General features: G+C 63.0%; 24 protein-coding genes and 1 tRNA gene. 15 read left to right on the top strand and 10 right to left on the bottom strand.

The features are described 5' to 3' along the window. Positions 1–35: 35 nt before the first annotated feature. Positions 36–194, top strand: coding sequence for a hypothetical protein (locus KHO23_RS04960; RefSeq protein WP_211609929.1), 159 nt, complete (start codon positions 36–38; stop codon positions 192–194). A gap of 24 nt (positions 195–218) precedes the next feature. Here the strand turns inward: KHO23_RS04960 and KHO23_RS04965 are convergent, their stop codons facing one another. From KHO23_RS04965 to wrbA, 5 genes are all read right to left on the bottom strand, one after another. Continuing rightward, positions 219–944 carry an SOS response-associated peptidase gene (locus KHO23_RS04965; RefSeq protein ID WP_211609930.1) on the bottom strand — a complete coding sequence of 242 codons (726 nt, stop codon included), beginning with the start codon at positions 942–944 and terminating at the stop codon, positions 219–221. 120 nt (positions 945–1,064) lie between these two features. Then, complete coding sequence (locus KHO23_RS04970; RefSeq protein ID WP_211609931.1) at positions 1,065–1,871, bottom strand: metallophosphoesterase; 807 nt, start codon at positions 1,869–1,871, stop codon at positions 1,065–1,067. A gap of 51 nt (positions 1,872–1,922) precedes the next feature. After that, positions 1,923–3,341 carry an FAD-binding oxidoreductase gene (locus tag KHO23_RS04975; protein ID WP_211609932.1) on the bottom strand — a complete coding sequence of 473 codons (1,419 nt, stop codon included), beginning with the start codon at positions 3,339–3,341 and terminating at the stop codon, positions 1,923–1,925. A gap of 50 nt (positions 3,342–3,391) precedes the next feature. Next, positions 3,392–3,805 (bottom strand): DUF2069 domain-containing protein, encoded by a 414-nt coding sequence (locus tag KHO23_RS04980; RefSeq protein WP_211610348.1) that lies wholly within the window; start codon positions 3,803–3,805, stop codon positions 3,392–3,394. An 11-nt stretch (positions 3,806–3,816) separates the two neighbouring features. Then, on the bottom strand, positions 3,817–4,419 hold the full coding sequence (gene wrbA, locus KHO23_RS04985; RefSeq protein WP_115780521.1) for an NAD(P)H:quinone oxidoreductase: 603 nt from the start codon (positions 4,417–4,419) through the stop codon (positions 3,817–3,819). 101 nt (positions 4,420–4,520) lie between these two features. On the opposite strand from wrbA, the gene KHO23_RS04990 reads away from it, so the two are divergent. After that, positions 4,521–5,861 (top strand): YihY family inner membrane protein, encoded by a 1,341-nt coding sequence (locus KHO23_RS04990; protein ID WP_211609933.1) that lies wholly within the window; start codon positions 4,521–4,523, stop codon positions 5,859–5,861. A 64-nt stretch (positions 5,862–5,925) separates the two neighbouring features. Here KHO23_RS04990 and KHO23_RS04995 read toward each other — a convergent pair whose 3' ends face one another. The 3 genes from KHO23_RS04995 to KHO23_RS05005 all read right to left on the bottom strand — a co-directional run bounded on the left by KHO23_RS04995 (position 5,926) and on the right by KHO23_RS05005 (position 8,731). Next, the gene (locus KHO23_RS04995; protein WP_211610349.1) at positions 5,926–6,246 is read right to left on the bottom strand and encodes an Mpo1-like protein; all 321 of its coding nucleotides are present in this window, start codon (positions 6,244–6,246) and stop codon (positions 5,926–5,928) included. Positions 6,247–6,470: 224 nt separating this feature from the next. Further along, on the bottom strand, positions 6,471–7,304 hold the full coding sequence (locus KHO23_RS05000; RefSeq protein ID WP_211609934.1) for an alpha/beta fold hydrolase: 834 nt from the start codon (positions 7,302–7,304) through the stop codon (positions 6,471–6,473). Further along, entirely contained in the window at positions 7,301–8,731 is a 1,431-nt protein-coding gene (locus tag KHO23_RS05005) for an O-acetylhomoserine aminocarboxypropyltransferase (RefSeq protein WP_211609935.1), read from the bottom strand. Before KHO23_RS05005 ends, KHO23_RS05000 begins: the two co-directional genes overlap by 4 nt. A gap of 239 nt (positions 8,732–8,970) precedes the next feature. Between KHO23_RS05005 and KHO23_RS05010 the strand changes: the two genes are divergently transcribed. The 4 genes from KHO23_RS05010 to KHO23_RS05025 all read left to right on the top strand — a co-directional run bounded on the left by KHO23_RS05010 (position 8,971) and on the right by KHO23_RS05025 (position 14,370). Beyond that, entirely contained in the window at positions 8,971–9,432 is a 462-nt protein-coding gene (locus KHO23_RS05010; RefSeq protein WP_211609936.1) for a CBS domain-containing protein, read from the top strand. A 147-nt stretch (positions 9,433–9,579) separates the two neighbouring features. After that, positions 9,580–11,517, top strand: coding sequence for an MFS transporter (locus KHO23_RS05015; RefSeq protein ID WP_211609937.1), 1,938 nt, complete (start codon positions 9,580–9,582; stop codon positions 11,515–11,517). A gap of 219 nt (positions 11,518–11,736) precedes the next feature. Next, positions 11,737–12,837 (top strand): chorismate synthase, encoded by a 1,101-nt coding sequence (aroC, locus tag KHO23_RS05020; protein WP_211609938.1) that lies wholly within the window; start codon positions 11,737–11,739, stop codon positions 12,835–12,837. A gap of 57 nt (positions 12,838–12,894) precedes the next feature. Then, positions 12,895–14,370, top strand: coding sequence for a tetratricopeptide repeat protein (locus tag KHO23_RS05025; protein ID WP_211609939.1), 1,476 nt, complete (start codon positions 12,895–12,897; stop codon positions 14,368–14,370). Between the two features lie 125 nt (positions 14,371–14,495). Here the strand turns inward: KHO23_RS05025 and KHO23_RS05030 are convergent, their stop codons facing one another. Beyond that, the gene (locus KHO23_RS05030) at positions 14,496–16,169 is read right to left on the bottom strand and encodes an electron transfer flavoprotein-ubiquinone oxidoreductase (protein WP_211609940.1); all 1,674 of its coding nucleotides are present in this window, start codon (positions 16,167–16,169) and stop codon (positions 14,496–14,498) included. A 191-nt stretch (positions 16,170–16,360) separates the two neighbouring features. Between KHO23_RS05030 and KHO23_RS05035 the strand changes: the two genes are divergently transcribed. Continuing rightward, the gene (locus KHO23_RS05035) at positions 16,361–17,137 is read left to right on the top strand and encodes an SDR family oxidoreductase (protein WP_211609941.1); all 777 of its coding nucleotides are present in this window, start codon (positions 16,361–16,363) and stop codon (positions 17,135–17,137) included. A 134-nt stretch (positions 17,138–17,271) separates the two neighbouring features. Continuing rightward, a complete protein-coding gene (locus tag KHO23_RS05040; protein ID WP_211609942.1) occupies positions 17,272–17,706 on the top strand; it encodes an acyl-CoA thioesterase in 435 nt (144 codons plus the stop codon). A gap of 112 nt (positions 17,707–17,818) precedes the next feature. Here KHO23_RS05040 and KHO23_RS05045 read toward each other — a convergent pair whose 3' ends face one another. Beyond that, the gene (locus tag KHO23_RS05045; RefSeq protein WP_211609943.1) at positions 17,819–18,364 is read right to left on the bottom strand and encodes a PAS and helix-turn-helix domain-containing protein; all 546 of its coding nucleotides are present in this window, start codon (positions 18,362–18,364) and stop codon (positions 17,819–17,821) included. Between the two features lie 272 nt (positions 18,365–18,636). Here KHO23_RS05045 and KHO23_RS05050 point away from each other — a divergent pair, with 272 nt between their 5' ends. From KHO23_RS05050 to thrS, 7 genes are all read left to right on the top strand, one after another. Beyond that, positions 18,637–19,341 carry a CoA transferase subunit A gene (locus KHO23_RS05050; RefSeq protein ID WP_211609944.1) on the top strand — a complete coding sequence of 235 codons (705 nt, stop codon included), beginning with the start codon at positions 18,637–18,639 and terminating at the stop codon, positions 19,339–19,341. Positions 19,342–19,343: 2 nt separating this feature from the next. Further along, positions 19,344–19,985 carry a CoA transferase subunit B gene (locus KHO23_RS05055; protein WP_211609945.1) on the top strand — a complete coding sequence of 214 codons (642 nt, stop codon included), beginning with the start codon at positions 19,344–19,346 and terminating at the stop codon, positions 19,983–19,985. Between the two features lie 281 nt (positions 19,986–20,266). Then, positions 20,267–21,178, top strand: coding sequence for an alpha/beta fold hydrolase (locus tag KHO23_RS05060; RefSeq protein ID WP_211609946.1), 912 nt, complete (start codon positions 20,267–20,269; stop codon positions 21,176–21,178). A 96-nt stretch (positions 21,179–21,274) separates the two neighbouring features. Continuing rightward, positions 21,275–21,628: a RidA family protein gene (locus tag KHO23_RS05065; protein ID WP_211609947.1), complete on the top strand. Its 354-nt coding sequence runs from the start codon at positions 21,275–21,277 to the stop codon at positions 21,626–21,628. 63 nt (positions 21,629–21,691) lie between these two features. Continuing rightward, positions 21,692–23,935 (top strand): RelA/SpoT family protein, encoded by a 2,244-nt coding sequence (locus KHO23_RS05070; protein ID WP_211609948.1) that lies wholly within the window; start codon positions 21,692–21,694, stop codon positions 23,933–23,935. 160 nt (positions 23,936–24,095) lie between these two features. Further along, positions 24,096–24,172, top strand: a tRNA-Val gene (locus tag KHO23_RS05075). A gap of 251 nt (positions 24,173–24,423) precedes the next feature. After that, positions 24,424–26,331, top strand: a complete 1,908-nt coding sequence (gene thrS / locus KHO23_RS05080) for a threonine--tRNA ligase (protein ID WP_211609949.1) — start codon at positions 24,424–24,426, stop codon at positions 26,329–26,331. Positions 26,332–26,352 lie beyond the last annotated feature (21 nt).

A 26,352-nucleotide genomic window follows, 5' to 3' on the forward strand; every position in this document is an offset into this window, starting at 1 on the left:
CGCACCAACCGCAATCATTGAAGGACGAGGAATTCATGGATACGCATCTGATGATCGGCGTGGCCGTCATGCTGGGACTGATCGGAATCGCCGCATCGCGCGATCTGCTGCGCCGCCTGCGTGACCAGCAGCCGCGACTGGTGCCGATCAAGGTCGAGGGCGCTGATTCGCAGGGGCAACGGCGCGATCGTTGAGGTTTTGATCCCCGCTCCGCACATTCAGGGCATCGCTTCGATCAGACCCGGCTCGTCGTTGAGCGTGCGGTCTACGTCGGGGCCGACCCGGTGCCAGCGAAACCGCGCGGCGGGTAGGCAAGCGCTGCGTGCAAGCTGTTCGAGTTCATCCAGTTGCAGGGCCGGATCCAGCCAGCGGCGCGCCGCCTCCGGCGCGAACACCAGCGGGCGCCGGCCGTGTACGTCGATCAAACCCGCGTCAGCGGTGGCCGTCACGATCACCAATCCCATGCCTTCCGTTTGCGGTTCCGTGCCGCGTACGCTCGAGAGGGCCGCGAGGTACATCGGCAGGTCGCTTTTCAGATGCACGAAGTAAGGCTGGCGCACTGTTGAGTCGGCTTCCGCTTCCTCCGTCATTTCCCCCTTTGATGTTCCGTGCGCCGCTTCCGTGCGCCATTCGAACCAGCCATCCGCCGGTACCAGAACGCGTCCGGTTTTCCACAGATCTTTGAAGTAGCGCGTATGCGGCGCGGTTTCGGCGCGCGCGTTGATCGTCTGCGGCAGATGCTGCGCGCGTGCCCAGTCCGGGCAATAACCCCAGTGGATCGCGTGCAGCGTTTGGTCCGGGTAAATCGCCAGCGGGTGAGTGCCCGGGGCGAGGTTGTAGCCGGGGCGGCGGTCGGCGGCGTCGAACAGCATGAGCGGATCGGCCAGGCCGAGGTGCCGTGCGTACAGATGTGGATCGCGATACTGGCTGATTCGACCGCACATGAGCGACCTCCGGAGATCACCGGCCTGGCGGGTTTGACCGATTCGAACCCGAGCCCAACGACAACCACAGCCTAGTGCGCGGCGCCTGGCCGCGCTACCCAGATCGGCCCCAAGCCGACGCTATATCTCGACGACCTTGTCCCACGTGAACTGCGGATTCTCCGGCTGACGGGTGCGCCGGTCGAGATAGCCGCGTGGATTGCAGACCACGCGCGTGCCGTGCACGGTGTAATCGAAGGGCGTATGGGTATGCCCGTGAATCCACAGTGCGACGGGCGAGCGCACCAGTTCCGGCAAATGATTGACGAAACCGGCCGACACGCGGTCTTCCGCGTAGCGCTCGGCGAGACTCAGCCGATGCGGCGCGTGATGCGTGACAACGATCGTCTTGCCGTCGAACGGCTTCGCCAGTTCACTTTCGAGCCAGGCGCGCGCCCGGCGGTGCAATGCGAGGGAGTCGTCCGGCGTGAAGTCGCGCGGTGAGTCCTGGGTGTCGTGCGGCCAGTTCATCTGGATCAGGCCGCGGAAGTCGAGCATGACCCGGCGCGATGCGTCGATGGACCCGGCAATCGTGTCGGGATCCGCGCCGTATAACGCGAAGTCGGTCCATAACGTGGTGCCGAGCACGCGCCAGCGACCTTGCGGGTCGACCAGCGCGGCATTGTTCAGCACATGCACGTTGTCGACTTGCGCGGCTGCGTCGTAGAGGGCCGTTTCGAGCGCACCGAATTCGCCGTCGTAGTACTCATGGTTGCCGGGCACGTAGATCACCGGCACGGCGCCGTCGAAGGTTTGCGCGGCCCAGCGCGGGCCGGCCGCATGATTGTGGATGTCGCCGGCCAGCACGATCAGATCCGCGTGCGCATGCGGGATCAGCTCGGGCTCGTCGTACTCCAGATGCAGATCGGACAGCACTCGAATCTTCACGACAGCGACTCCTGCAATGGGCCTCGCACCAGACGGCGAAGGCTTTAATCCCTAGCGTAGCACCTTGCCCGGATTCATCAGGTTGAGCGGATCGAGCGCGTGTTTGACGGCGCGCATCAGCTGCACCTCGACGTCCTGCTTGTAGTGCATCGCCTCGTCGATCTTCAACTGGCCGAGACCGTGTTCCGCGCTGATGCTGCCGCGATGCCGGTGCACGCTGTCGTAGACGAGCTGGTTGATCGGGCTTTGCCAGTTATCGAGGAACGCCTTCGCGTCGACACCCTCGGGCGCCTGCACGTTGTAGTGCAGGTTGCCGTCGCCGAGATGGCCGAACGTCACCATGCGCACGCCCGGCACGGCTTGCGAGATCGCCGCGTCAGTTTCCTCGATGAAGTGGCCAATCCGCGAAATCGGCACTGCGATATCGTGCTTGATGTTCAGGCCTTCCTCCGCCTGCGCGAGCGGGATGTGTTCGCGCAGATTCCAGAATGCCCGCGACTGCGCCAGGTTTTCCGCGACTACCGCGTCTTCGACCAGGCCTTCTTCGAGCGCGGTTTCCATCAGGCGTTCGAACAGTGCACGCGCGTGCTCCTCGCTCTCGCTGTCCGACAATTCCAGCAGCACGACTTGCGCATGCGGCTCGGCGAACGGATAACGCATCTGCCCGAAATGCCGGCCCACCAGCCGCAGACAGAAATCCGACATCAATTCGAAGCCGGTCAGAAGCGGCCCGGCAACGCGTTGCGTAAGCGACAGGAAATCGAGCGCCGCATGCGGCGACGCGAGTGCGGCGAGCGCCGTGACGCGCGCAGCAGGTTGCGGATGCAGCTTGAGCACGGCGGCGGTGATGATGCCGAGCGTGCCTTCCGCGCCGATGAACAGATCGCGCAGATCGTAGCCGGTGTTGTCTTTGCGCAGTCCGCGCAGGCCGTCCCACAGGTCGCCTTGCGGGGTGACCACCTCCAGGCCCAGGCACAGTTCGCGCGTATTGCCGTAGCGCAGTACACCGGTGCCGCCCGCGTTGGTGGCGAGATTGCCGCCTATCGTGCAGCTGCCTTCGGCAGCGAGGCTTAGGGGGAATAGGCGGCCGGCTTCCTCGGCGTGTTTTTGCACTTCGGCGAGGACGACGCCGGCTTCGACGGTGATCGTGTTGTTGTGCGGATCGATGTCGCGCACGCGGTTCAGACGCCGCAGACTGATGACCGCCTGCGCGCCGCTTGCATCCGGCGTGGCGCCGCCGGCCAGACCGGTGTTGCCGCCTTGCGGCACGAGGGCAATGCGATGTTCGACGGCGAGTTTGACGAGCGCCGCGACTTCGCCCGGCGTGGCCGGGCAGAGCACCGCACAGGCCGCGCCGGTGTAACGGCGGCGCCAGTCGGTGAGGTAAGGGGCGGTATCGTGCGGGTCAGTCAGCACCTGGGCGGCGCCGATGGCGTCGCGGCAGGCGGTGAGGAAAGCGGTTTGGGTCATGTTGGTCGGTCAGGGTGTTCGGCGGATAGCTTATTCGGCAAGCCTGGTTTTCATGGTGCGCTTCCCTTGGCCTGCTCGGCGTTCTGCCTCGCGTTCTCTTTCGCCGCCCGTTTTGCCGCACGCTTGAACGGTGCGACATACGCGAGCGTGCAGACGAAGAAAACGACGGCGAGGGCAACTTCGAGCCAGCCGAGGCGGGCGCTCAGGCCGCGGTCGCTCCAGCCGCGGACAATGCCCTCGGCAAAATACAGGAGGATCAGCATCGACGCCCATTGCAGCGTGTAAAGCCGGCGCCGCCACACGCCGGGCAGGGCGAGCAGAAGCGGTACGGCTTTGAGCACCAGCGCCGAGCCGCCCGGACGCAACGGCGCGAGCCACCATTCCCATGCGACGGACAAAACGATCAACGCGAGGAGGGCGGCGGTGGCGCCGAACGCGGCGGCGCGTTTTTGCTGCACGGGCATAACGGTTACGCTCACGGCCGTTCGCTCATGGAGGCCGCCGTGCGCGCCACGCGCGCGCCGAGGGCAATCGCAAGTGTCTTCTCGTCGGCGGAGATGCCCTGTTCGGCCGTGCCCGCGCGTGCGAAATGCGACGCGCCATAGGGCGTGCCGCCGGTTTGCGTGGTGGAGAGCGCGCTCTCCGTGTATGGAATGCCGACGATCAACATGCCGTGATGCAAAAGCGGCAGCATCATGGACAACAGCGTTGACTCCTGGCCGCCATGCAAGCTGCCGGTGGACGTAAACACGCAGGCCGGTTTGCCGGATAGCGCACCTGAAAGCCACTGCGGCGTGGTGCCGTCAAGGAAGTATTTCAGCGACGCAGCCATGTTGCCGAAGCGGGTAGGCGAACCGAGCGCGAGACCGGCGCATTCTTCGAGATCGCGCAGTTCGACGTAGGGCGGCCCTTCAGCGGGGATATCCGGCTGGGTCGCTTCGCAGACGGTGGAAACTGCCGGCACGGTACGCACGCGCGCCTGCATACCGGGGACGCTGTCGACGCCGTGCGCGATCGCCAGCGCAAGCTCGCGCGTGGCGCCGTGGCGGCTGTAATAGAGCACGAGAATGTCTTTCATAGGCCTCATCGGTGAACGGGTATTATAGGGGTTGGGTTCGCTGAACAGGCCACCCATAGCCATTCGGCCAAGCGTCGCGCACGGTCCTGAAACGCCGTTTTATGAAGCCAGGAGGTAAGAAGGTGGGTTTGTTGTCCAGGGTGCGTTTCGATCTCGACGTGCTCAAACGGCTCGCGCAGTTTGCGGCGAAGCGCAGTAGCGAAGACCGCATTCCGCAGGTGGCCGGCAGCCTCACGTTCACCACCATGCTCGCGCTCGTGCCGCTCGCGACGGTCGCGTTCGCGCTGTTCACCGCGTTTCCGATTTTCAGCTCGTTTCAGATGTCGCTGCAGATTTTCCTCGCCGACCATCTGATGCCTGCTCAGTTCAACAGTCAGATTTTCGATTATCTGAACCAGTTCGCTTCGAAGGCCAAGGGCCTCACGACCATCGGCATGATTTTGCTGTTCGTCACCGCCGTCATGACGATGATGACCGTGGAATCCGCTTTCAACGTGATCTGGCGGGTGCGCAAGGCGCGGCCAGTCGCGCAGCGCATTCTGGTCTATTGGGCGATCATTACGCTCGGTCCGATTCTGATCGGCGTGAGCCTGTCGATTTCCTCCTATCTGTTCACGCGCTCCATGGCGTTCACGGCCACCCAGCATATTCCGGCGGTGTTCGATTGGGCGCTGACCGGCGCCGCGCTGCCGTTGACGGCGCTCGCCTTCACGATGCTTTACGTGTTTTTGCCGAACTGCCGGGTGGAGTGGCGCGACGCGGTGATCGGCGGGGTCGCTGCCGCGATCGCCTTCGAACTCGCCAAGCGTGGCTTTGGTTATTACGTGCGGCGGATTCCCACCTACACCGCGGTGTACGGTGCATTCGCCGCGGTGCCGCTATTCCTGCTGTGGATGTACCTATGCTGGTTCATCGCGCTGGCTGGCGCAATGATCGCGTCGGCACTGCCGGCGATCCGCATTGGCCAGTTTCACCGGCCGACTTTCGATGGCAGCGATCTGTTCGATTCGCTAGAACTCCTCGCGCGGCTCTCGGAAGCACGCGATGCGGGCAAGCGTGGCTACACGGTGCCGGAACTCTCGCGCATGCTTCGCCGCGAGATGGACACCACGATCAACCTGCTGCAAAAGCTCGAAGAGACCGAGTGGATTGTGAGCTTGCAGGAGGACGGCACGCGCCCGCATTTCCTGCTGCTGGCAAATCCGGCGCAGGTCACGGTTGAGCGTTTGTTCGACCTGTTCGTGATCGATCGCGCGGAACTCGAATATCAGCTTGAACTGAAATCTACGCGCGTGGATGGTCCGACGCTTCTGGCAGCGCTGGAAAACGACAAGTTGAAAATGACGCTTGCTACGCTGCTGGCGGCGCGTGCCGCCGCGCGGGCAGCACGCGCCGAGGAAAGCGAGCAGGGCACTTCTTCAATGCCGCATCAGGCTGCCTGAGCAGGCTGCCTGAGCAGGCCGCCTGAGCAGGCCGCCTAAGCAGACTGCCTGAAGCGGCAGCAACCTACAGCGAAATCTTCCCTACGCAGATGTCCTTGAACATCACCCAATCGCCCATCAGGCTATAAAGCGGATGCCGGAAGGTAGCCGGCCGGTTCTTCTCGAAGAAGAAATGCCCGACCCAGGCAAAGCCATATCCACAGATGACGGCAGCCGGCAGCCATAGCCAGTCACCGGTGGCGAGCGCCATGGCGAGGCAGCCGATCACGCCGAGCGAACCGACGAAGTGCAGCCGCCGCGATACCGTGTTGCGATGCTCGCTCAGGTAGTACGGATAGAACTCCGCGAAACTCGCGAAGTGTTCGGTGTGCGCGGTTTGAGCCATCATAGCCTCCGAATGTCGACGCTACCCGGTTCCGTGCCCGTCGCTCCCGGGGGTGCTTCGCCGCGCGCCGATAGGCCCGGGGCGCGCTCGAAACAGGACAGGCTTGACCCATTGTGCGGCTATCGGGCCATGCGCGCAACCTGGCCATTCGGCCGATGGCGCGCTTCAACCCGCGCGCTTATCGTGCTGATTCGCGGCGGCTATTGAACGGCTCATTGCGCCGTTCATTGAGCGGCGCTTGCCGCCTTCGAGGCGAAGCTGAACAGCGCGTCGAGCGTGGCATCCGGTTGCTCGGTCATCAGGGCATGGCCGGCTTCGAGCATGACAGTGTCGACCGGTACGCCGGCTTGCAGGAGCGCCTCGGCGAGCGCTTTGGCCGCGCGCGGCGGCGTCATCGCATCGCGCCGGCCCACGAGCAACCGCGTCGGGCAACGCACCTCGGCGGCGCGCGCGAGGCCATCCGCATAGCTATTGCAGGCGGTGAAGTCGGTGTGGAACAGGTACGGCTCGCCGCTCGCCGAGACACGCTCCATCAGCCGCTGGTTCATGCCGTGCAGCCAGAAGCCAGGGCCCGGGCACGAGGGCTTGGCGGCGAACGTCGAATGCGACCATTGATTGACCATGTCGATCGCATCGGGCTCGCGATGCAGGGCTGCGTCGAGCAACGCGTCTGAGACGGCCATCGGCACGGCGGTGGCGAGCAGCGCCAGGTGCGTCACGCGCTCCGGATAGCGGGCGGCGAAGTCGAGTGCGATCAGCGAGCCCATGCTGTGGCCGGCCACGAATGCACGCTGTGCGCCGGCAGCGTCGAGCAGGGCGGCCAGCCAGTCGGCCATTGCTGTCACGGCGGTGAGCGCCGGGCCGGTGCTGCGGCAGTGTCCGGGAAGATCGACCGCCAGTACGCCGAAGCCATGGTGGGCGAAGTAACGCGTTTGCAACGCCCACACGCTATGGTCATGCTCGGCGCCGTGGATGAATACGGCGGTCGGCAGTCTGGGGTCGAACGGTTTGCCGCCGGTGTACGCGTAAGCGGGCTTGCCTTGAACGGTGAGAATCATGCGGACTCCGGGCGGGGATTGACCGCATCGGCGGATGGGGCGGAGGCGTTGCCGTGGGCCGAAGCAGCGGACGAGCTGGAGGCGCTGTGTGTTGCCGCGCTGGACGGACCGGATGGCCCACTCCGAGGCGCGGTCGTCCCGCTCGCCTTCTGCGCGGCTTTCAGCGCGCGCTTGAGGTCGTCGATCAGATCGTCGGGGTCCTCGAGGCCGATCGACAGGCGGATCGTGCCTTCGGCGATGCCGGCTGCGGCAAGCGCGGCGGCGTCCATGCGGAAGTGCGTCGTCGAGGCGGGATGGATGACCAGCGAGCGCGCGTCCCCGACGTTCGCGAGATGCGAGAACAGCGAAAGCGCTTCAATGAAGCTGCGCCCCGCGGCGCGGTCGCCGCGCAGATTGAAGCTGAACACCGCGCCCGCGCCGCGGGGCAGCATACGCTTCGCGAGCGCATGGTCCGGATGCGACGGCAATTCCGGGTAGGCAACGGCTTCGACAGCAGGGTGCGCGCACAGGAATTCGACCACTTTGCGCGTATTCGCGACGTGCCGTTCCATGCGTAGCGGCAGTGTTTCGATGCCCTGCAACAGTTGCCAGGCGGCCTGAGGATGCAGGCACGCGCCGAAGTCGCGCAAGCCCTCGCGGCGGGCGCGCAGGAGGAACGGCGCGACGGTGCTTTCCTCGGCGAAGACCATGCCGTGAAAGCCCTCGTACGGTTCGGTAAATTCGGGGAAACGGCCGGATGCGTCGAAGTCGAAAGTGCCGCCATCCACGAGTACGCCGCCGATCGTGGTGCCGTGGCCACCGAGGAATTTGGTCGCCGAGTGATAGACGAAGTCGGCGCCATGCTCGAACGGCTTGAGCAGATAGGGCGTGGTGAAGGTCGAGTCGACCAGCAGCGGCACCCGGTGCTCGTGTGCCAGTTGCGCCACCGTGGCGATATCGAGCACGTCGAGGCCCGGGTTGCCGAGCGTTTCGCCGAACAGCAGGCGGGTGTTCGGGCGCAGCGCCGCGCGCCACGCGTCGGGATCGCCCGGTTTGACGAAGGTCGTCTCGATACCGAAGCGCCGCAGCGTGTAGTGCAGCAGATTGTGTGAGCCGCCGTACAACGCGCTGGAGGCAACGATATGGGAGCCGGCGCCCATCAACGTGGCGATCGCCAGATGGAGCGCGGCCTGGCCGCTGGCCGTGCCGATTGCGCCCGCGCCGCTTTCCAGCGCGGCCACGCGCTCCTCGAACACGGCCACGGTCGGGTTCGAGATGCGCGAATAGACGTGGCCGGCGCGCTCCATGTTAAAGAGCGCCGCGGCGTGGTCCGAGTCGCGGAACGAAAACGAGGTAGTCTGGTAGATAGGCGTGGCGCGCGCGCCGGTGGTCGGGTCAGGCGCTGCGCCGGCGTGCAGCGCAAGCGTATCGAAACGGTTGGCGGACATCCTGGGCGGCGAGGCCACGGACGGCCTCGCGAAAGGTGAAAGTGGCGGCCATCCTATCACCGGCATGGATCGCATCAAGCGCGGTTTTCCCGATGCACGCGGCCCGGACGGCGCCGAACCAGGCTTGCAAACGCCCGTTGCGCCTTGGTGGGCGGGCCGCTTTCCTTTTATGAGCCTTTCCGCTAGGATCGAAAGTCAATCAGGCACTATCAGCCTTGCGGGCATCACGGAGACAGATCATGCGAGTCAGCGACATTCTTAAAGTCAAAGGCAACACCCTTTTTACGGTCACGCCAGATACAACGCTGCACGACGCAGTCAACACCATGGCCGAGCACGATATCGGTTCGCTGGTTGTGATGGAATACGGCGACCTCGTCGGCATGCTGACGTTTCGCGAAATTATTCTGACCTTGAGCAAGCACGGCGGCAGCCTCGGCACCTTCACGATCCGCAAGCTGATGGACGACCATCCGCTCACCTGTACGCCGGAAACGGATGTCAACGAGGTTCGCCGCATGATGCTCGAGCATCATGTGCGCTATTTGCCGGTGCTGGAAAGCCGCACGCTGATGGGTGTGATCTCGTTCTACGACGTTGCGAAGGCGGTGGTCGAAGAGCAGGGCTTCGAAAACCGCATGCTCAAGGCCTATATCCGCGACTGGCCGGAAGAACAGCCGGAACAGCAGCCCACGCGCTAACGGGCAGTGGCTCACCGCGGCGCTCGCGCCGTTGCCGTGAGTATGAAGATGCGGTCAAGGCGCGCGCGAAAGCGTGCGCTTTTTTTGTGTCCGGCCCTTTCCCTTTTGTTGCTCCTTTAGCGCGCTTTTAGCCCGTCTACGAACTTCATGAGCGATCGTCCAATACCTGCCGCCCGCCGTGCGGCCCGCCCTCACGAGTCGCACGAGTCGCAGTTCCGGCTGCTCGGCCAGCGCCGTTTCGCACCGTTTTTCTGGACCCAGTTCCTCGGCGCGATGAACGACAACGTGTTCAAGATCGGCTTCACATCGCTCGTGACGTATCAGGCCGCGCGCTTTTCCGGTGTCGATCCGAAGACGGCTGCGTTCCTGATTTCAGCGATTTTCATTCTGCCGTTCGTGCTGCTGTCGGCCACCTCCGGCCAGATCGCGGACAAGTACGACAAGGCGATGCTCACGCGCTTCGTTAAAACCTTCGAAATCGTCGTGATGCTGATCGGCGGCGCGGGTTTCTGGCTGCATAGCGCGCCGCTGCTGTATCTGTGCACGTTTCTGATGGGCGTCCACTCGACGGTGTTCGGACCGGTCAAGTATTCGTACCTGCCGCAGCATTTGTCGAAGTCGGAACTGGTCGGCGGTAACGGCATGGTCGAGATGGGCACCTTCGTCGCGATCCTGATCGGCACGATCGTCGGCGGCGTGGGCGCGGGTTTCGTCGAGCATGGCGCCGTGGTGCTGGCCTGCGCATGTGTCGGGATTGCGCTGGTGGGACGGCTGGTGTCGAACTACGTGCCGGTCACGGCGGCGCCGCAGCCCGATCTGCGCATCAACTGGAATCCGGTCAGCGAGACGTGGCGCAACCTGAAACTCGCCCGCGAAAACCGGACGGTGTTTCTGAGCCTGCTGGGGATTTCCTGGCTGTGGTTCGTGGGCGCGACCTTTCTGTCTTCGTTTTTCAGCTTCGCGAAAAACGTGCTGTCCGCCGATCCGGATGTTGTGACCGTGCTCCTCGGTACGTTCTCGATCGGCATCGGCATCGGCTCGCTGCTGTGCGAAAAGCTCTCCAAGCGACGCATCGAAATCGGCCTTGTGCCGCTCGGCTCGATCGGCATGAGCGTGTTCGCGATCGACCTGTTTTTCGCAAGTCATGCGTTGCCGGCCGCCGGGCATCTGCTGAGCGTCGGCGAATTTCTCGTGCGGCCTGCCCATTGGCGCGTGCTGGCCGATCTGTTTCTGCTGGCCATGTTCGGCGGCTTCTATAGCGTGCCGCTCTATGCCCTGATCCAGAGCCGCAGCCAGCCGAGCCACCGCGCGCGAATCATCGCTGCGAACAATATTCTGAATTCGCTGTTCATGATCGTTTCGGCGTTGATGGCAATGGGACTGACCGCGGCGGGCTTCAGCATTCCGGCGATTTTCCTCGTGACCGCGCTGCTGAACATTGTCGTCGCGACGTACATCTATTCGCTCGTGCCCGAGTTTTTGCTGCGCTTTATCGCCTGGGTGCTGGTGCACACGTTCTACCGGATTCGTCTGGTGCATGCCGAACGGATTCCGGAAGAGGGTGCCGCCGTGCTGGTGTGCAACCATGTGAGCTTTGTCGATGCGATCGTCATCATGGCGGAGAGCCCGCGGCCGATCCGCTTCGTGATGGACCATCAGATCTTCAAGTCGCCGTTCGCCGGCTGGGTGTTCCGCCACGCGAAGGCGATTCCGATCGCTCCTGCCCATCAGGATCCGGCGCTGCTGGCGCGCGCCTATGAGCGCTGCGCTGAGGCGCTCGCCGAGGGCGATCTGGTCTGCATTTTCCCGGAAGGCAAGATTACAAAAACCGGCGAGATGAATCCGTTCCGCCATGGCGTGACCGAGATCATCCATCGCACGCCGGCGCCGGTCATACCCATGGCGCTGCGCGGACTGTGGGGCAGCGTGTTTTCGCGCGCCAACGATATTCGCTGGCCGCGGCCGATCCAGAAGGGCGTGATGAGCCGGCTGACGCTGGCGGTGGGCGAGCCGATCGATCCGGCTGAGGCGGCGCCGGAATTGCTTCAGCAGATCGTCACCGAGTTGCGCGGGCCGAGGAAGTAGCGCGGCCGGTAGCGGCTTGCCGACCGGGGCCGGAGCGCAAGCCGAGGCGTCGCGAAAATTGCGGTCGTGTCCCGTTGCGGCGCGAATTTCTGCGCTTCCACCTGCTGCCCGCCTCGCCGCAGACTTGTCCGAACGACATAGATCGGCGCGCATGGCGGCCCTGACCCTTTTGCGGGCTGGCATAATAGTGCCTTCCCCGCATTTCTTTGGACGACGCCCATGTCCGGCAACACGCTCGGTACGCTTTTCACTGTCACGACCTTCGGCGAATCGCACGGCCCCGCTATCGGCTGCGTGATCGACGGCTGCCCGCCGGGCATGGCGCTTGGCGAAGCCGACATCCAGCTCGAACTCGACCGCCGCAAGCCGGGCACGTCGCGCCACGTCACACAGCGTCAGGAAGAAGACAAGGTCGAGATCCTGTCGGGCGTGTTCGAAGGCCAGACCACCGGCGCGCCGATCGCGCTGCTGATCCGCAATACGGACCAGCGCAGCAAGGATTACGGCAATATTGCCGACACCTTCCGACCCGGTCATGCCGACTATACCTACTGGCAAAAGTACGGCATTCGCGACTATCGCGGTGGCGGCCGTTCGTCGGCGCGTCTGACGGCCCCAACGGTGGCAGCCGGCGCAGTGGCGAAGAAATGGTTGCGCGAAAAATTCGGTACCGAGATCCGCGGCTACATGGCGGCGCTCGGCGAGATCGACGTGCCGTTCGTCGACTGGGCGCATGTGCGTGAGAACCCGTTCTTCGTGCCGAATGCGGAGATCGTGCCGGAACTCGAAAACTACATGGACGCGTTGCGCAAAGACGGCGATTCGATCGGCGCGCGGATCAACGTCGTGGCTTCCGGCGTGCCGGTCGGGCTTGGCGAGCCGCTGTTCGACCGCCTCGATGCGGACATCGCGCACGCCATGATGGGCATCAATGCGGTGAAGGGCGTTGAGATCGGTGCGGGCTTCGCCAGCGTCGCGCAACGCGGTTCGGTGCACGGCGACGAATTGACGCCGGAGGGCTTCGTCGGCAATCACGCGGGCGGTGTGCTCGGCGGTATTTCGACCGGGCAGGACGTCACGGTATCCATTGCGATCAAGCCGACTTCGAGCATCCGCACCCCGCGCCGCTCGATCGACAAGGCCGGGCAGCCGGCTATCGTCGAAACGTTCGGGCGGCATGACCCGTGTGTGGGCATCCGGGCCACGCCGATCGCCGAATCCATGCTCGCGCTGGTGCTGATCGACCACGCGTTGCGCCACCGTGCGCAATGCGGCGATGTCGCCGTCAGCACGCCGAAGATCGCGGCGAGCGCGCCTTAAAGGGCGCACCCGGGCGCGCGCTGAACGTCTTCGTACTGCGCGCGCCGCGTCCTCGTAATGACCAATACGAACATCGCATCGGCAGATAGCCAACTCGCGGATCTACGGGTTCGCGCCGCCTCGCCGCATGCCGGCGCGGCCGATTGCCTCGCGTTTGCACAGACGCTGTTGCAGGATGCCGGCCGCGACAAAGCCGGCCGGCGCGAAGCGCTTGCGGCGCTCGTGCGCGCGTATCAGCTCGATCCCTCCTGTGACCCCACACTGCTTCACACGATTGCGCAGACGGCGTTCATCGTACGCGACTGGGCGTTCGTCGACTCCGCCACCGCACTGCTCCTCGAACGGAACGCCGAAGACGTCAACCCGCTAATCTGGCGTGCCGCCGCCGTGCAACAACGCAACGACTTCGACACGGCCGAGCGGCTGCTGCGCGAAGCGGTGCGTATCGTGCCGGGCAATCCGGTGGCGCTGCACAAGCTCGCGTTGTGCATCAAGGAACAGGCTCGTTTCCAGGAAGCGGAAGCGTTGCTCAGGCAGGTGCTGGTGTTGTCGCCGAATAATGTGCATGCGCTGTTCGATCTGTCGGAACTCGAAATTCGCACCGGGCGTTTCGCCGAAGGCTGGCCGCATTACGAATCACGCGTCGCCTTCGCGGATGATTTGACTAGCGCGCAGCATGCGCTCGCTGCGATCAGCGCGCATTGGCAGGGCGAATCGCTGCAAGGCAAAACGCTGATCGTGTACGGCGAGCAAGGCAACGGCGACTGCCTTTGGGCGGTGCGTTTTCTGCCGCTGCTGGCCGAGCGGGCGCGCCGCGAGGGCGGGCGGGTGATTTTCGGTCACGACGGGCCATTGCGGCATCTATTCGAACGGATGCTGCCTGCTGACTTGCCGCTCGAAACGAGCCTTGAAACGCGGCCTGATTTCCATTGCGGGTTGATGAGCTTGCCGCTGCGGCTTGGCGTCTTCGATGCAGCGGGGTGGGGTGCGCCGTATCTGAACGCCGAGTCCGCGCGCGTGCAGGCATGGCGCGAACGGGTTCAAGCGCACACGGCCGGCAAGCCCGGTAATCGCAACGTCGGTTTGGTGTGGAATGGGAATCCTGACCATATCCGCGATAGGCGGCGATCAGTGCCCGTCGAGCAACTTGGGCCGCTATTGAGCGTGCCGGGCGTGACCTGGTTTGCGTTATCGCCTGGGCGCAGCGAGACGGTCGCGCAGTGGCGGGCCCAGCGTTTCGATGTGGTCGACCTGACCCACCATTTTCAGTCCGGATTCGACGACGTCGCTGCGTTGCTGGCCAATCTGGATCTGGTCGTCACGATCGATAGCGGGCCTGCGCATCTGGCGGGGGCGCTCGGCGTGCCGACGTGTTTGATGATCGATCATGTGTCGGCATGGTTTTGGGGCGACGAATCGCGTACCACGCCCTGGTACGATTCTATTGAGCTCTTTCGACAGCCTGAGATTGGCGCGTGGGCGCCGGTGCTGGCTAAAGTGCGAGAGCGGATTGAAATGATGCGGGGCGTTTGAGCTTTTTGCGTTGCGGTGGCGCTCGCAATAGTCTCGCAGCGGATTTTTTGTTTGCGCGGAGCGATTAACTGCGTGCCGTACGCGGACTGACGAACGAGCTCCGCGCACGGCAAACAAACACCGAATCACATATTCGGATAGTTAGGCCCACCGCCGCCTTCAGGTGTCACCCACACGATGTTCTGCGTCGGGTCCTTGATATCGCAGGTCTTGCAGTGCACGCAGTTCTGCGCGTTGATCACCAGCCGCTCGCTGCCGTCGTCGTTCTTCACGAACTCGTACACCGCGGCCGGGCAATAACGCGATTCCGGCCCGGCATAGGTCTGCCAGTTCACATTCACCGGCACCGACGGATCTTTCAGCGTCAGGTGGGCCGGCTGATTCTCTTCATGGTTGGTGTTCGAGATGAACACCGAAGACAGGCGGTCAAACGTCAGTTTTCCATCCGGCTTCGGATAGACAATCTGCTTGCATTGCGACGCCGGCTTCAGCATCTCGTGATCGGAATGCTGGTGATGCAGCGTCCAGGGCACGTTGCCGCCCAGCAGCTTCTGCTCGATGCCCACCATCAGCGTGCCAAGGTACAGGCCCTTGCTCATCCACTGCTTGAAGTTGCGCGCACGGTGCAGTTCGGTATGCAGCCACGAAGTCCTGAACGACTCCGGATACGCCGTGAGTTCATCGCTGGTGCGTCCCGCCTGCACCGCATCGAATGCCGCTTCAGCCGCCAGCATGCCGGTCTTGATCGCCGCGTGTGAACCCTTGATCCGCGATGCGTTCAGGAAGCCCGCATCGTCGCCCACCAGCGCGCCGCCCGGGAACACCAGCTTCGGCAGCGACAGCAGGCCGCCGGCCGTAATCGCCCGTGCACCGTACGAGACCCGCTTGCCGCCTTCCAGAATCGCGCGGATCGCCGGATGCGTCTTGTAGCGCTGGAATTCCTCGAACGGCGACAGGTACGGATTGGTATAGCCGAGGCCCACCACGAAGCCCACGACCACCTGGTTGTTGTCCATGTGATAGAGGAACGAGCCGCCGTAGGTGTCGTTCTCCAGCGGCCAGCCGGCGGTGTGCATCACCAGACCCGGTTTGTGTTTCGATGGATCGATTTCCCACAGTTCCTTGATACCGATGCCGTACACCTGCGGATCGGCGCCGTCGCGCAGCTTGAACTTCTCGTTCAGCTGACGGCCCAGATGCCCGCGTGCGCCTTCGCAGAAGAGCGTGTACTTCGCGTGCAACTCCATGCCGAGCTGGAAGTTTTCAGTCGGCTCGCCGTCCTTGCCAATGCCCAGATTGCCGGTCGCGACACCTTTGACCGAACCATCGTCGTTGTACAGAATCTCCGCCGCCGGAAAGCCCGGGAAAATCTCGACGCCGAGCGCTTCGGCCTGCTGACCCAGCCAGCGCGTCACGTTCGCGAGGCTGACCACGTAGTTGCCGTGATTCTTGAAGTTGTCGGGCAGCGCCCAGGTCGGCACGCTCTTCGAGCCGGTTTCGGTGAGGAAGAGGAACCGGTCTTCGGTCACGTCGACCGTCAGTGGCGCGCCTTTTTCCTTCCAGTCGGGGATCAGTTCGGTGATCGCGCGCGGATCCATCACCGCGCCCGACAGGATATGCGCCCCGATCTCCGAGCCTTTTTCCAGTACGCACACGCCAAGCTCGACGCCTTTTTCAGCCGCCAGCTGCTTCAGGCGGATCGCTGCGGACAGGCCCGCCGGGCCGCCGCCGACGATCACGACGTCGTATTCCATCGACTCGCGTGGACCGTATTGCTCAATGAGACTTGCGGGGGTCATTGATGCTCCTCTTCTTACCGTTAGAATGCTTTTTTCGGGATCGTATTGTGGGCGATGGTCTCCGCCACTGCAACCAGATGAGCAGAGATTAGCACGATCGTTCTATTTCTGTGATACGGTATGACCCGCAGTGACGGTCTTGCCGCATCTGTCAACCGCGTCTGTAACAACAACCGAACAAAGGAACGACTATGGGCCGTTCGATCAATCTGGAAGGCAAGGTCGCGCTGATCACCGGCGCCTCGAGCGGGTTGGGGAAGCGCTTTGCTCAAGTGTTGTCGCAGGCCGGCGCCAAGGTCGTGCTGGCGAGCCGCCGCACCGAGCGTCTGAAGGAGCTGCGCGCCGAGATCGAGGCCGCCGGCGGCGCGGCGCACGTTGTCTCGCTCGACGTCACCGATTATCAGAGTATCAAGTCGGCCGTTGCCCACGCGGAAACCGAGGCGGGCACGATCGACATTCTGGTGAACAATTCAGGCGTGTCGACCACGCAGAAGCTTTTGGAAGTCACGCCGGCCGACTTCGAATACGTGTTCGACACTAACACGCGCGGCGCTTTCTTCGTCGCCCAGGAAGTCGCCAAACGCATGATCATGCGCGGCAATGGTGCGCAGAAGCCGTCGTACCGGATCATCAATATCGCGTCGATGGCGGGCTTGCGCGTGTTGCCGCAGATCGGCCTGTACTCGATGAGCAAGGCCGCCGTCGTCCATATGACGAAAGCCATGGCGCTGGAGTGGGGCAAGCACGGCATCAACGTGAATGCCATCTGCCCGGGCTATATCGATACCGAGATCAACCATCATCACTGGTCGACCGAGCAGGGGCAGAAACTGGTGTCGATGATGCCGCGTCATCGTGTCGGCAAGCCGGAGGATCTGGACGGGCTGTTGCTGCTGCTGGCGGCCGACGAATCGCAGTTCATCAATGGCTCGGTGATTGCCGCCGACGATGGGTTCGGGCTCGCCTGAACATGGCTTTGGGGCGCCGTTGGGGCCTTGATGCAACACCTGGGTTGCCGCAGAGGACCTTTGCCTCGTTTCACCCTGTCTGTGCCGGCTCACTGGCCGGTTTCACCCTCGTTTCAACCCGTTAAAGAAGTACGATGAGCGATTTTCACGCAGTTTTTGAGATGTCGATGCCGATCCGCTGGGGCGACATGGACGCATTCGGCCATGTGAACAACACGGTCTATTTCCGTTACATGGAGCAGGTGCGGATTTCCTGGTTCGAACAAATGGGTCTGGCCGGCAGCAACGCCGACGGGCAGGGGCCGGTGATCGTCAATGCATCGATGGAGTTTCTCAAGCAGTTGCACTATCCCGGCGATGTGATCGGCCGGATGTCCGTGGCGACGCCCGGGCGCAGCAGCTTCGACACGGGGTTCGAGCTCGTGCGCGCCGACGATCCGAACACCGTCTATGCCCGTGGCGCTGCGCGCTGCGTGTGGATCGACTATGCCGCCGGCAAGTCGGTGCCGGTTCCGGATCAGCTGCGCGCGACCATCGAGAGCGCGGCGCTGGTTATGGTGAACAATTAAGCGGCTTGATCGACAATCCAGGGTGGCCGCTGCGGACTGCCCCGGAGCCGGATTCAAGGCCGGAGCGCTTGATGCAAGACCGTTCTGAGGCACACGCGCTCAACGCCGGACTTTAATTCCCGAGCAAACGCTGCAATAGCTCGGTCGCGTTCCCCGTATCGTATTTGCGCATCAGCCGCGCGCGGTAGACATCGACCGTGCGCGGGCTGATAGCCAGCGCCCGTCCAATCTGCTTGCTGGTTTTGCCCGTCACCAGTTGCGCGGCGATTTCCCGCTCGCGCGGCGTCAATTCGACCGCCACGCGCCGCGTCGCGCTCAAATCTTCGAAGGTCCAGACGCCGGCCGCATGTGGGTCGGTGCGTTGCTGCGCACGGCCTGTCACGTGGCACCAGAACAATTCCCCGTTGGCCCGCTTCATGATCCGGTCGTCCGCGTAACTGCCTTGCGCGGTCATGATCGGCGGAATCCGCGCGCCGATCCGTTCGAACTCGTCCGTCGACGGGTACAGCATCTGGAACGACTGGCCGAGCAGCGCCTCGCGGGGGCAGCCGAATATCGACGCCAGCTCCTCGTTGCAGTCTTCGATGGTCCGTTCGCGCGACAGCACGAGTCCGATCGGGGCGAGGTGAAACGCGGTTTTGTAATCCAGTGCGGGCATGGGCTGGCGGCAAGTACTTATGTATTTTTGCGTATTGTGCCGCATGGCGCGCCCAGCGTACTCTTTCGGGCACATGACAACGCGGCGTAGCGTCCGCGGCGGGCATTGGCGCAAGGCATGACAAGCTGAGCGCAGGGCCGGCCGCAGATGACTAGAATGACGTGTCGGGCGGTTGCCCGCCGAGCGTCATATTGAAGTCGCAACAAACCGGCGGCCGGCGTACCGGCGGCCGGCGATCCGGTTTCGGGTTTCCATAAAGGAAGGGACAAACGATGAACAAGGTCTATCCAGGCGCGGCTGAAGCGCTGAAAGACATCGTCAAGGACGGGCAGACGTTTGCCGTCGGCGGCTTCGGGCTGTGCGGCATTCCCGAGGCGCTGATAGCGGCGCTGCGCGATACGAAGGTGCAAAACATCACCTGCATCAGCAACAATGCGGGCGTTGACGGTTTCGGCCTCGGTCAGTTGCTCGAAACGCGCCAGGTCAAGAAGATGATCTCGTCGTATGTGGGCGAGAACAAGGAGTTCGAACGCCAGTATCTGGCCGGCGAACTCGAACTGGAATTCACGCCGCAAGGCACGCTCGCCGAGAAGCTGCGCGCAGGCGGCTCGGGCATTCCGGCCTTCTTCACGAACACCGGCTACGGCACGCTGATCGCCGAGGGCAAGGAAACCCGCCAGTTCGGCGAGAACCACTACGTGCTCGAACATTCGCTGACGGCCGACGTCGCGCTCGTCAAGGCATGGAAAGCCGACAAGTCGGGCAACCTGATCTATCGCCGCACCGCGCGCAACTTCAACCCGATGTGCGCGATGGCCGGCAAGATCACGGTCGCGGAAGTCGAGGAAATCGTTGAAGTGGGCGAACTCGATCCGGATGCGATTCACACGCCGGGCATCTTCGTGCAGCGCATTGTGCTCAATGCGAATCCGGAAAAACGCATTGAACAACGCATCGTCCGCGCGAAAGGAGACTGATCATGGCATGGACTCGTGACGAAATGGCCGCGCGCGCGGCGAAGGAATTGCAGGACGGTTTCTACGTGAACCTCGGCATCGGCTTGCCGACGCTGGTGGCGAACCACGTGCCGGCGGGCGTCGAAGTATGGCTGCAGTCGGAGAACGGCCTGCTCGGCATCGGCCCGTCGCCGACCGAAGAAGAAGTGGATGCCGACCTGATCAATGCCGGCAAGCAAACCGTGACCACGCTGCCGGGCTCGTCGATCTTCTCGTCGGCGGATTCGTTCGCAATGATTCGCGGCGGGCACATCAACCTGGCGATTCTGGGCGCGATGCAGATCAGCAAGAAGGGCGATCTGGCCAACTGGATGATCCCCGGCAAGATGATCAAGGGCATGGGCGGCGCGATGGATCTGGTCGCGGGCGTCAAGCGCGTGGTCGTGCTGATGGAACACGTCGCTAAGGGCGACCAGCACAAGATCCTCGAAGAATGCACGTTGCCGTTGACAGGCGTGGGCGTGGTCGATCAGATCATTACCGACCTCGGCGTGATCGAAGTGACGGAACACGGTCTGAAGGTGACTGAGCTGGCGCCGGGCGTCAGCGTCGAGGAAATCAAGGCAAAGACAGGCGCCCCGCTGGATGTCAGCGCGGTGAACTGAATGGCCCTGTGAGCCGTCCGCGGTTTCGGTCTATATGACCGTTGCGTGGCGGCGAGGCAGGATCGGAAGCGGGCGAGGCGTGAGTCTCGCCCGCTTTGTTTTGGTGCGCCGGATGTCGTTCTGCGCAGACTTAGGCCGCCCCAGGCCGCCCCAGGCCGCCCTAGGCCGTTTGGCTGATCCTTGTCGCGCGGCAAAGCGGTTTACAATCTTTTGAAGATCGGACGCTTATTGATCCCTTCTGCGCCCAGGCCGAATCCACAGCGTTTTTGCAAGGAACCCAGATGACCGAAACGTCCGCTTCCATCGCCGGGCGGCTTGCGCCGCGCCAACGTTATGTCCAGTGCGCGAGCGCCGGTGGCTTGCACCGTATCGCCTACACCGAGTGGGGCGACCCGGCCAACCCGCGTGTGCTGCTGTGCGTGCACGGCTTGACGCGCTCGGGGCGCGATTTTGACCGCCTCGCGGCGGAATTCGCAGGCACGTACCGCGTGGTGTGTCCGGACGTCGCGGGGCGGGGCCTGTCTTCGTGGCTCGCGAACCCCAACTTCTATAGCGTGCCGCAGTACGTCGCCGACATGGTCACGCTGATCGCGCGCCTGAACGTCGAAACGGTCGACTGGTTCGGTACCTCGATGGGTGGCCTGATCGGGCTTGCGCTGGCCGGCCTGCCCGAAACGCCGATTCGCAAGATGTTGTTGAACGACGTCGGCCCGCATCTGGAGCCGGTGGCCGTGCAGCGCATCGGCGATTACCTCGGCAAGCCCATGCGTTTCGAAACGCTGCAGCAGGGCGTCGATTACGCCGCGTTGCTTGCGCAAACTTTCGGTCCGCTCACGCCAGAGGAGTGGCGTGAGATCAATACGCCACTTTTGCACGAGCAGGACGGGGCATGGCTGCTCCGCTATGACCCGCGGATCGCACAGCCGTTTGCCGCGACCACCGAAGAGGCGACCAAACTCGGCGAGGCCGCGCTGTGGCATTCGCTGGCTGCGTTTCAGGGGCCGGTGCTGGTGGTGCGCGGCGAGCAGTCGGATCTGCTTTCTCGCGAGACCGTTGCGAAGATGGTCGAAACCGGGCGCGCCGTATCGAGCGCAGAGGTCGCGGGCGTCGGACATGCGCCGGCATTTCTGTCGGCCGATCAGATCGGCCTTGCGAAGCAGTTCTTTATCGGGCCGGCCACTGACGCGTCATAATAGAGAGTTCCGCGCGTCGTCCTTGAAAGTGGGCCATGCGCGGATGCAATGCGGAACGCATCGTCGATCAATTTTCAACCAACCTCAGGATTCTTCATGGCAGTCATTCGTCATCACGTCGGCAAGCGCCTCTCGGAAACCGCTGTCTTCAACGGCACCGTGTACCTCGCAGGCCAGATCGCCGAAGACGCGGATCAGGACATCACGGGTCAGACGCGCGAAGTGCTCGGCCACATCGACCGTCTGCTGGAAGAAGTGAACAGCGACAAGTCGCACTTGCTGTCCGTGCAGATCTACATCTCGGACATGGTGCATTTCGCCGGCATGAACGCCGTGTGGGACGAGTGGGTTGCGCAAGGCGCCACGCCGCCGCGCGCTACCGTGGAAGCGAAGCTCGCGAATCCGAAGTGCCTCGTCGAAATCGTCGTGGTCGCGGCGCAGCGCGATTGAGGCTTAACTCGCAGTTGTTGTTGAAATTCCGTTGATCCGTCTGGCCCGGTGGGCCGTCGCACCATGACTACCGAAATCGTTACGAGCATGCCGTCACCCATCCCTTCCTTCGACGAAGCGATGGCGTTCGTGCGCGAACATGCGGGCGAAGTTCGGCTCTCATCAGGCGAGTTGCTGGCGGATCATGCGGCGGGTACGGCGTCGATCATGCGCACGCTCAACGTCGATCCGCCGGCTGTGCTGGCGGCGGCCTTGTTTGCGTTGACGCCGCATCTGCAGGACCCGGAGCGCGTGATTGCCGACAACTTCGGCGAAGAAGTCGCGCAACTGGTGGGCGACGTGCGCAAGTTGCTGCGCCTGGGTACGGTGAGCTTGCGCGCGGCGCAGAATGCGATGCCTGAAGCGGGGCGAGATGCGCAGGCTGCGCGCCGCACTCAGGTCGAGGCCCTGCGCAAGATGCTGCTCGCGTTCGCGCAGGACATTCGCGTCGTGCTGATACGGCTCGCGTCGCGCTTGCAATCGCTGCGTTATTACGCGGCGGCGAAACTCACGCCGTCGCCCGACGTCGCGCGTGAGACGCTCGATATTTACGCGCCGCTCGCCAATCGTCTGGGCATCTGGCAACTGAAGTGGGAACTCGAGGATCTTGCACTCCGGTTCGAAGAGCCGGTCACGTACAAGCGCATCGCGAAGCTGCTCGACGAGAAGCGCGTCGAGCGCGAGAGTTATGTTGCGCAGGCGATCGAGCGGCTGCAGCAGGAGTTAGCTGCAGCGAATGTAGTGGCCGAAGTCAGCGGCCGGCCCAAGCATATCTACAGCATCTGGCGCAAGATGCGCGGCAAGGAACTGGACTTCGCCGAACTGTACGACGTGCGCGCGTTTCGCGTCATCGTGCCGGACATCAAGGATTGCTACACGGTGCTGGGCATCGTGCACAACCTGTGGCAGCCGGTGCCGAAAGAGTTCGACGATTACATCTCGCGGCCGAAGCCGAACGGCTATAAATCGCTGCATACGGTCGTGATCGGCGACGACGGCCGCGCGTTCGAAGTGCAGATCCGCACGCAGGAAATGCATCAGTTCGCCGAGTATGGTGTGGCGGCGCACTGGCGCTACAAGGAAGCGGGCACGCGAGGTTACGGCGGCCAGTTCAGCGCCAATGAGAAGTACGACGAGAAGATCGCGTGGTTGCGCCAGCTGCTCGCGTGGAAAGACGAGGTGTCGGAAGGCGAGCACGGCGAGAAGCGCGCCGCGCAGCCGTGGGAGCAACTGCGGCAGGCTACGCTCGACGACGATCATATCTACGTGCTCACGCCGCAAGCGCGTGTGATTCCGTTGCCGCACGGCGCGACCCCGGTGGACTTCGCGTATCACCTGCATAGCGAGCTGGGGCATCGCTGCCGTGGCGCGCGCGTCGATGGCGCGATGGTGCCGCTCAATACGCCGTTGCAGAACGGTCAGACGGTCGAGATCGTCGCGGTGAAAGAAGGCGGTCCGTCGCGTGACTGGCTCAACCCGCAACTCGGGTATTTGCAGAGCCATCGGGCGCGGCAGAAAGTGCGCGCGTGGTTCAACGCGGTCGAGGTGCAGGAGCACATCGCGAGTGGCCGTGCGATGGTTGAAAAGACCCTGCAGCGCGAGGGCAAGACGTCGGTCAATCTCGACCAACTCGCCGCCAAGCTTGGCTTCAAGACTACCGACGATCTGTTCTCGGTGGTGGGCAAGGAAGAATTCAGTCTGCGGCTTGTCGAGCAGGCGCTGCACGATGCGCCGCCGCCCGAGCCTGTCGTCGAGGCACCGGAACAGTTCGAGAAACGCAGTAGCGGCGCGAGCGTGGCCCGAGGTGCTTCTACGGGGGTGCTGGTGGTCGGCGTCGACGCGTTGCTCACGCAACTCGCGCGCTGTTGCCGTCCCGCGCCGCCTGACGACATCAGCGGCTTCGTTACGCGCGGCAAGGGCATGTCGATTCACCGCAGCGATTGTCCGACCTTTCTGCGCATGGCCGATCGCGCACCGGAGCGCGTGTTGCAAACCGCCTGGTCGGCCGATGTCATGAGCGGTCGCGGGCAATCGGTCTATCCCGTCGACCTCAGCATCGAGGCAACGGATCGGCAAGGTCTGCTGCGCGATATTTCCGAGGTTTTCGCGCGCGAGAAAATGAATGTGATCGGCGTGAAAACGCAATCGCGTCGTAACGCCGCGTTCATGCAATTCACCGTCGAGGTATCGAGCGCTGCGCAGATTCAGCGCGCGTGTGCGTTGCTTGGTGAAGTAACGGGCGTGATGCGCGCTTCACGCAAGAATTAAAGCTTGGGCGAGGCGGGCGGGTGCTGCTGGGTGTCGCTCGGTGTCGCTGTGTGCAAATAGGCATCCGTTCGACGGGCTCCTTCGTGTGAGTAGAAATTTAAAGTCGGTGCATAAAAGTACTTGCCAAGCGGTGTGGCGCTCCATATAATCTCGTTTCTTCAGGCTCGTAGCTCAGCTGGTTAGAGCACCACCTTGACATGGTGGGGGTCGTTGGTTCGAGTCCAATCGAGCCTACCAACGAAAGAGAAATTCCGGTTTTGCCGGGGTTTCGCAAGCTGCAGTAAGCGCTTCGGCGCAAAAGGCAAATACGGTTATGGCACCGCGAACGTTGACCGAAACTACTTCGGAGCGACGCTAGTCGAGGACCACTTTCGCCACTGTAGTTAGCAGGAAATGTGAATGCGGCCCCTCGAAAGTGGGGCCGCATTTTTTTTGGTTTTTTGACCTGGTTGTATGTGCCGCCGCCGGTCGGCACCACGGAGAACGCAATGGTTTCGATACGTCTGCCTGACGGTTCTGTTCGACAGTACGAGCATCCGGTGACCGTCGCCGAAGTGGCCGCCTCGATCGGCCCCGGCCTCGCGAAAGCCGCGCTCGGCGGCAAGATCGACGGTGAACTCGTCGACACGTCAACGCTGATCGATCATGACGTGGCGCTTGCCATCGTCACCGAAAAAGACGCAGACGGCCTCGACATCATTCGCCACTCCGCGGCGCACTTGCTCGCGTACGCGGTGAAAGATCTGTATCCGGAAGCGCAAGTCACGATCGGTCCGGTGATCGACAACGGCTTCTACTACGATTTCGCCTACAATCGTCCCTTCACGCCCGAAGATCTCGAGAAGATCGAAAAGCGCATGCAGGAGCTCGCGAAGAAAGACGAGCCGGTCTCGCGCCGCGTGGTGTCGCGCGACGAAGCCGTGGACTACTTCAAAAGCATTGGCGAAAAGTACAAGGCCGAGATCATCGAATCGATTCCGGCTACCGACGAAATCAAGCTCTACTCGCATGGCGGCTTCACCGATCTGTGCCGTGGCCCGCACGTGCCGTCCACCGGCAAGCTGAAGGTCTTCAAGCTGATGAAGCTCGCCGGCGCCTATTGGCGCGGCGACTCGAAGAACGAGCAATTGCAGCGCATCTACGGTACGGCCTGGACGAAGAAGGAAGACCAGGACGCGTATCTGCACATGCTCGAAGAGGCGGAAAAGCGCGACCACCGCAAGCTCGGCAAGCAACTGGATCTGTTCCATATGCAAGACGAGTCGCCGGGCATGGTGTTCTGGCATCCGCGTGGCTGGACGCTGTGGCAGCAGGTCGAGCAGTACATGCGCCGCCGCGTGAACGATGCCGGCTACCTCGAAATCAAGACGCCGATGATCATGGACCGTTCGCTCTGGGAAGCGTCGGGCCACTGGCAGAACTATCGTGAAAACATGTTCACGACCGAATCGGAAAAGCGCGACTACGCGATCAAGCCGATGAACTGCCCGGGTCACGTGCAGGTGTTCAATCACGGCCTGCGCTCGTATCGCGATCTGCCGCTGCGGTACGCGGAATTCGGTTCATGCCACCGCAATGAGTCGTCGGGCGCGCTGCACGGCCTGATGCGCGTGCGCGGTTTCGTGCAGGACGACGCGCACATTTTCTGTACCGAAGACCAGTTCATCAGCGAATCGATCGCGTTCAACACGCTGGCGATGAGCGTCTATAAAGACTTCGGCTTCGACAATGTCGAGATCAAGCTGTCGCTGCGCCCGGATGCGCGCGCCGGCACGGACGAGACCTGGGATCGTGCGGAGCAGGGTCTGCGCGAGGCGCTGACGGCGTGCGGCGTGACGTGGGAAGAATTGCCGGGTGAGGGCGCGTTCTACGGCCCGAAGGTCGAATACCACATTAAGGACGCGCTCGGCCGCTCGTGGCAGTGCGGCACGTTGCAGCTCGATATGGTGCTGCCGGAGCGCCTGGGCGCCGAATACGTCGCTGAAGACAATAGCCGCCGCCGCCCGATCATGCTGCACCGGGCAATCGTCGGATCAATGGAGCGCTTTCTCGGCATTCTGATCGAGCACCATGCTGGTGCAATGCCGTCGTGGCTTGCGCCGATGCAGGTTGTGGTGATGAATATCGCCGAAAGTCAGGCCGAATATGCACAGTCTCTAGCCCAATCGTTGCAAAAACAAGGGGTTAGAGTAGAGGCCGATTTGCGCAACGAGAAGATTAGCTATAAAATACGCGAGCACACGCTAGAAAAGGTGCCGTACCTGCTCGTGGTCGGCGATAAAGAGCGTGAAGCCCAAACGGTAGCCGTGCGTGCCCGTGGTGGTGTCGACCAGGGCGTGATGCCCCTCGATACCTTCATTGAGCGTCTGCGTCAGGACGTGCAGTCGTTCAATTGAGCCACCTGGCAGCCCGGCTCG

The sequence above is a fragment of the Paraburkholderia haematera genome (assembly GCF_905220975.1).
GTDB classification, from domain to species: domain Bacteria; phylum Pseudomonadota; class Gammaproteobacteria; order Burkholderiales; family Burkholderiaceae; genus Paraburkholderia; species Paraburkholderia haematera.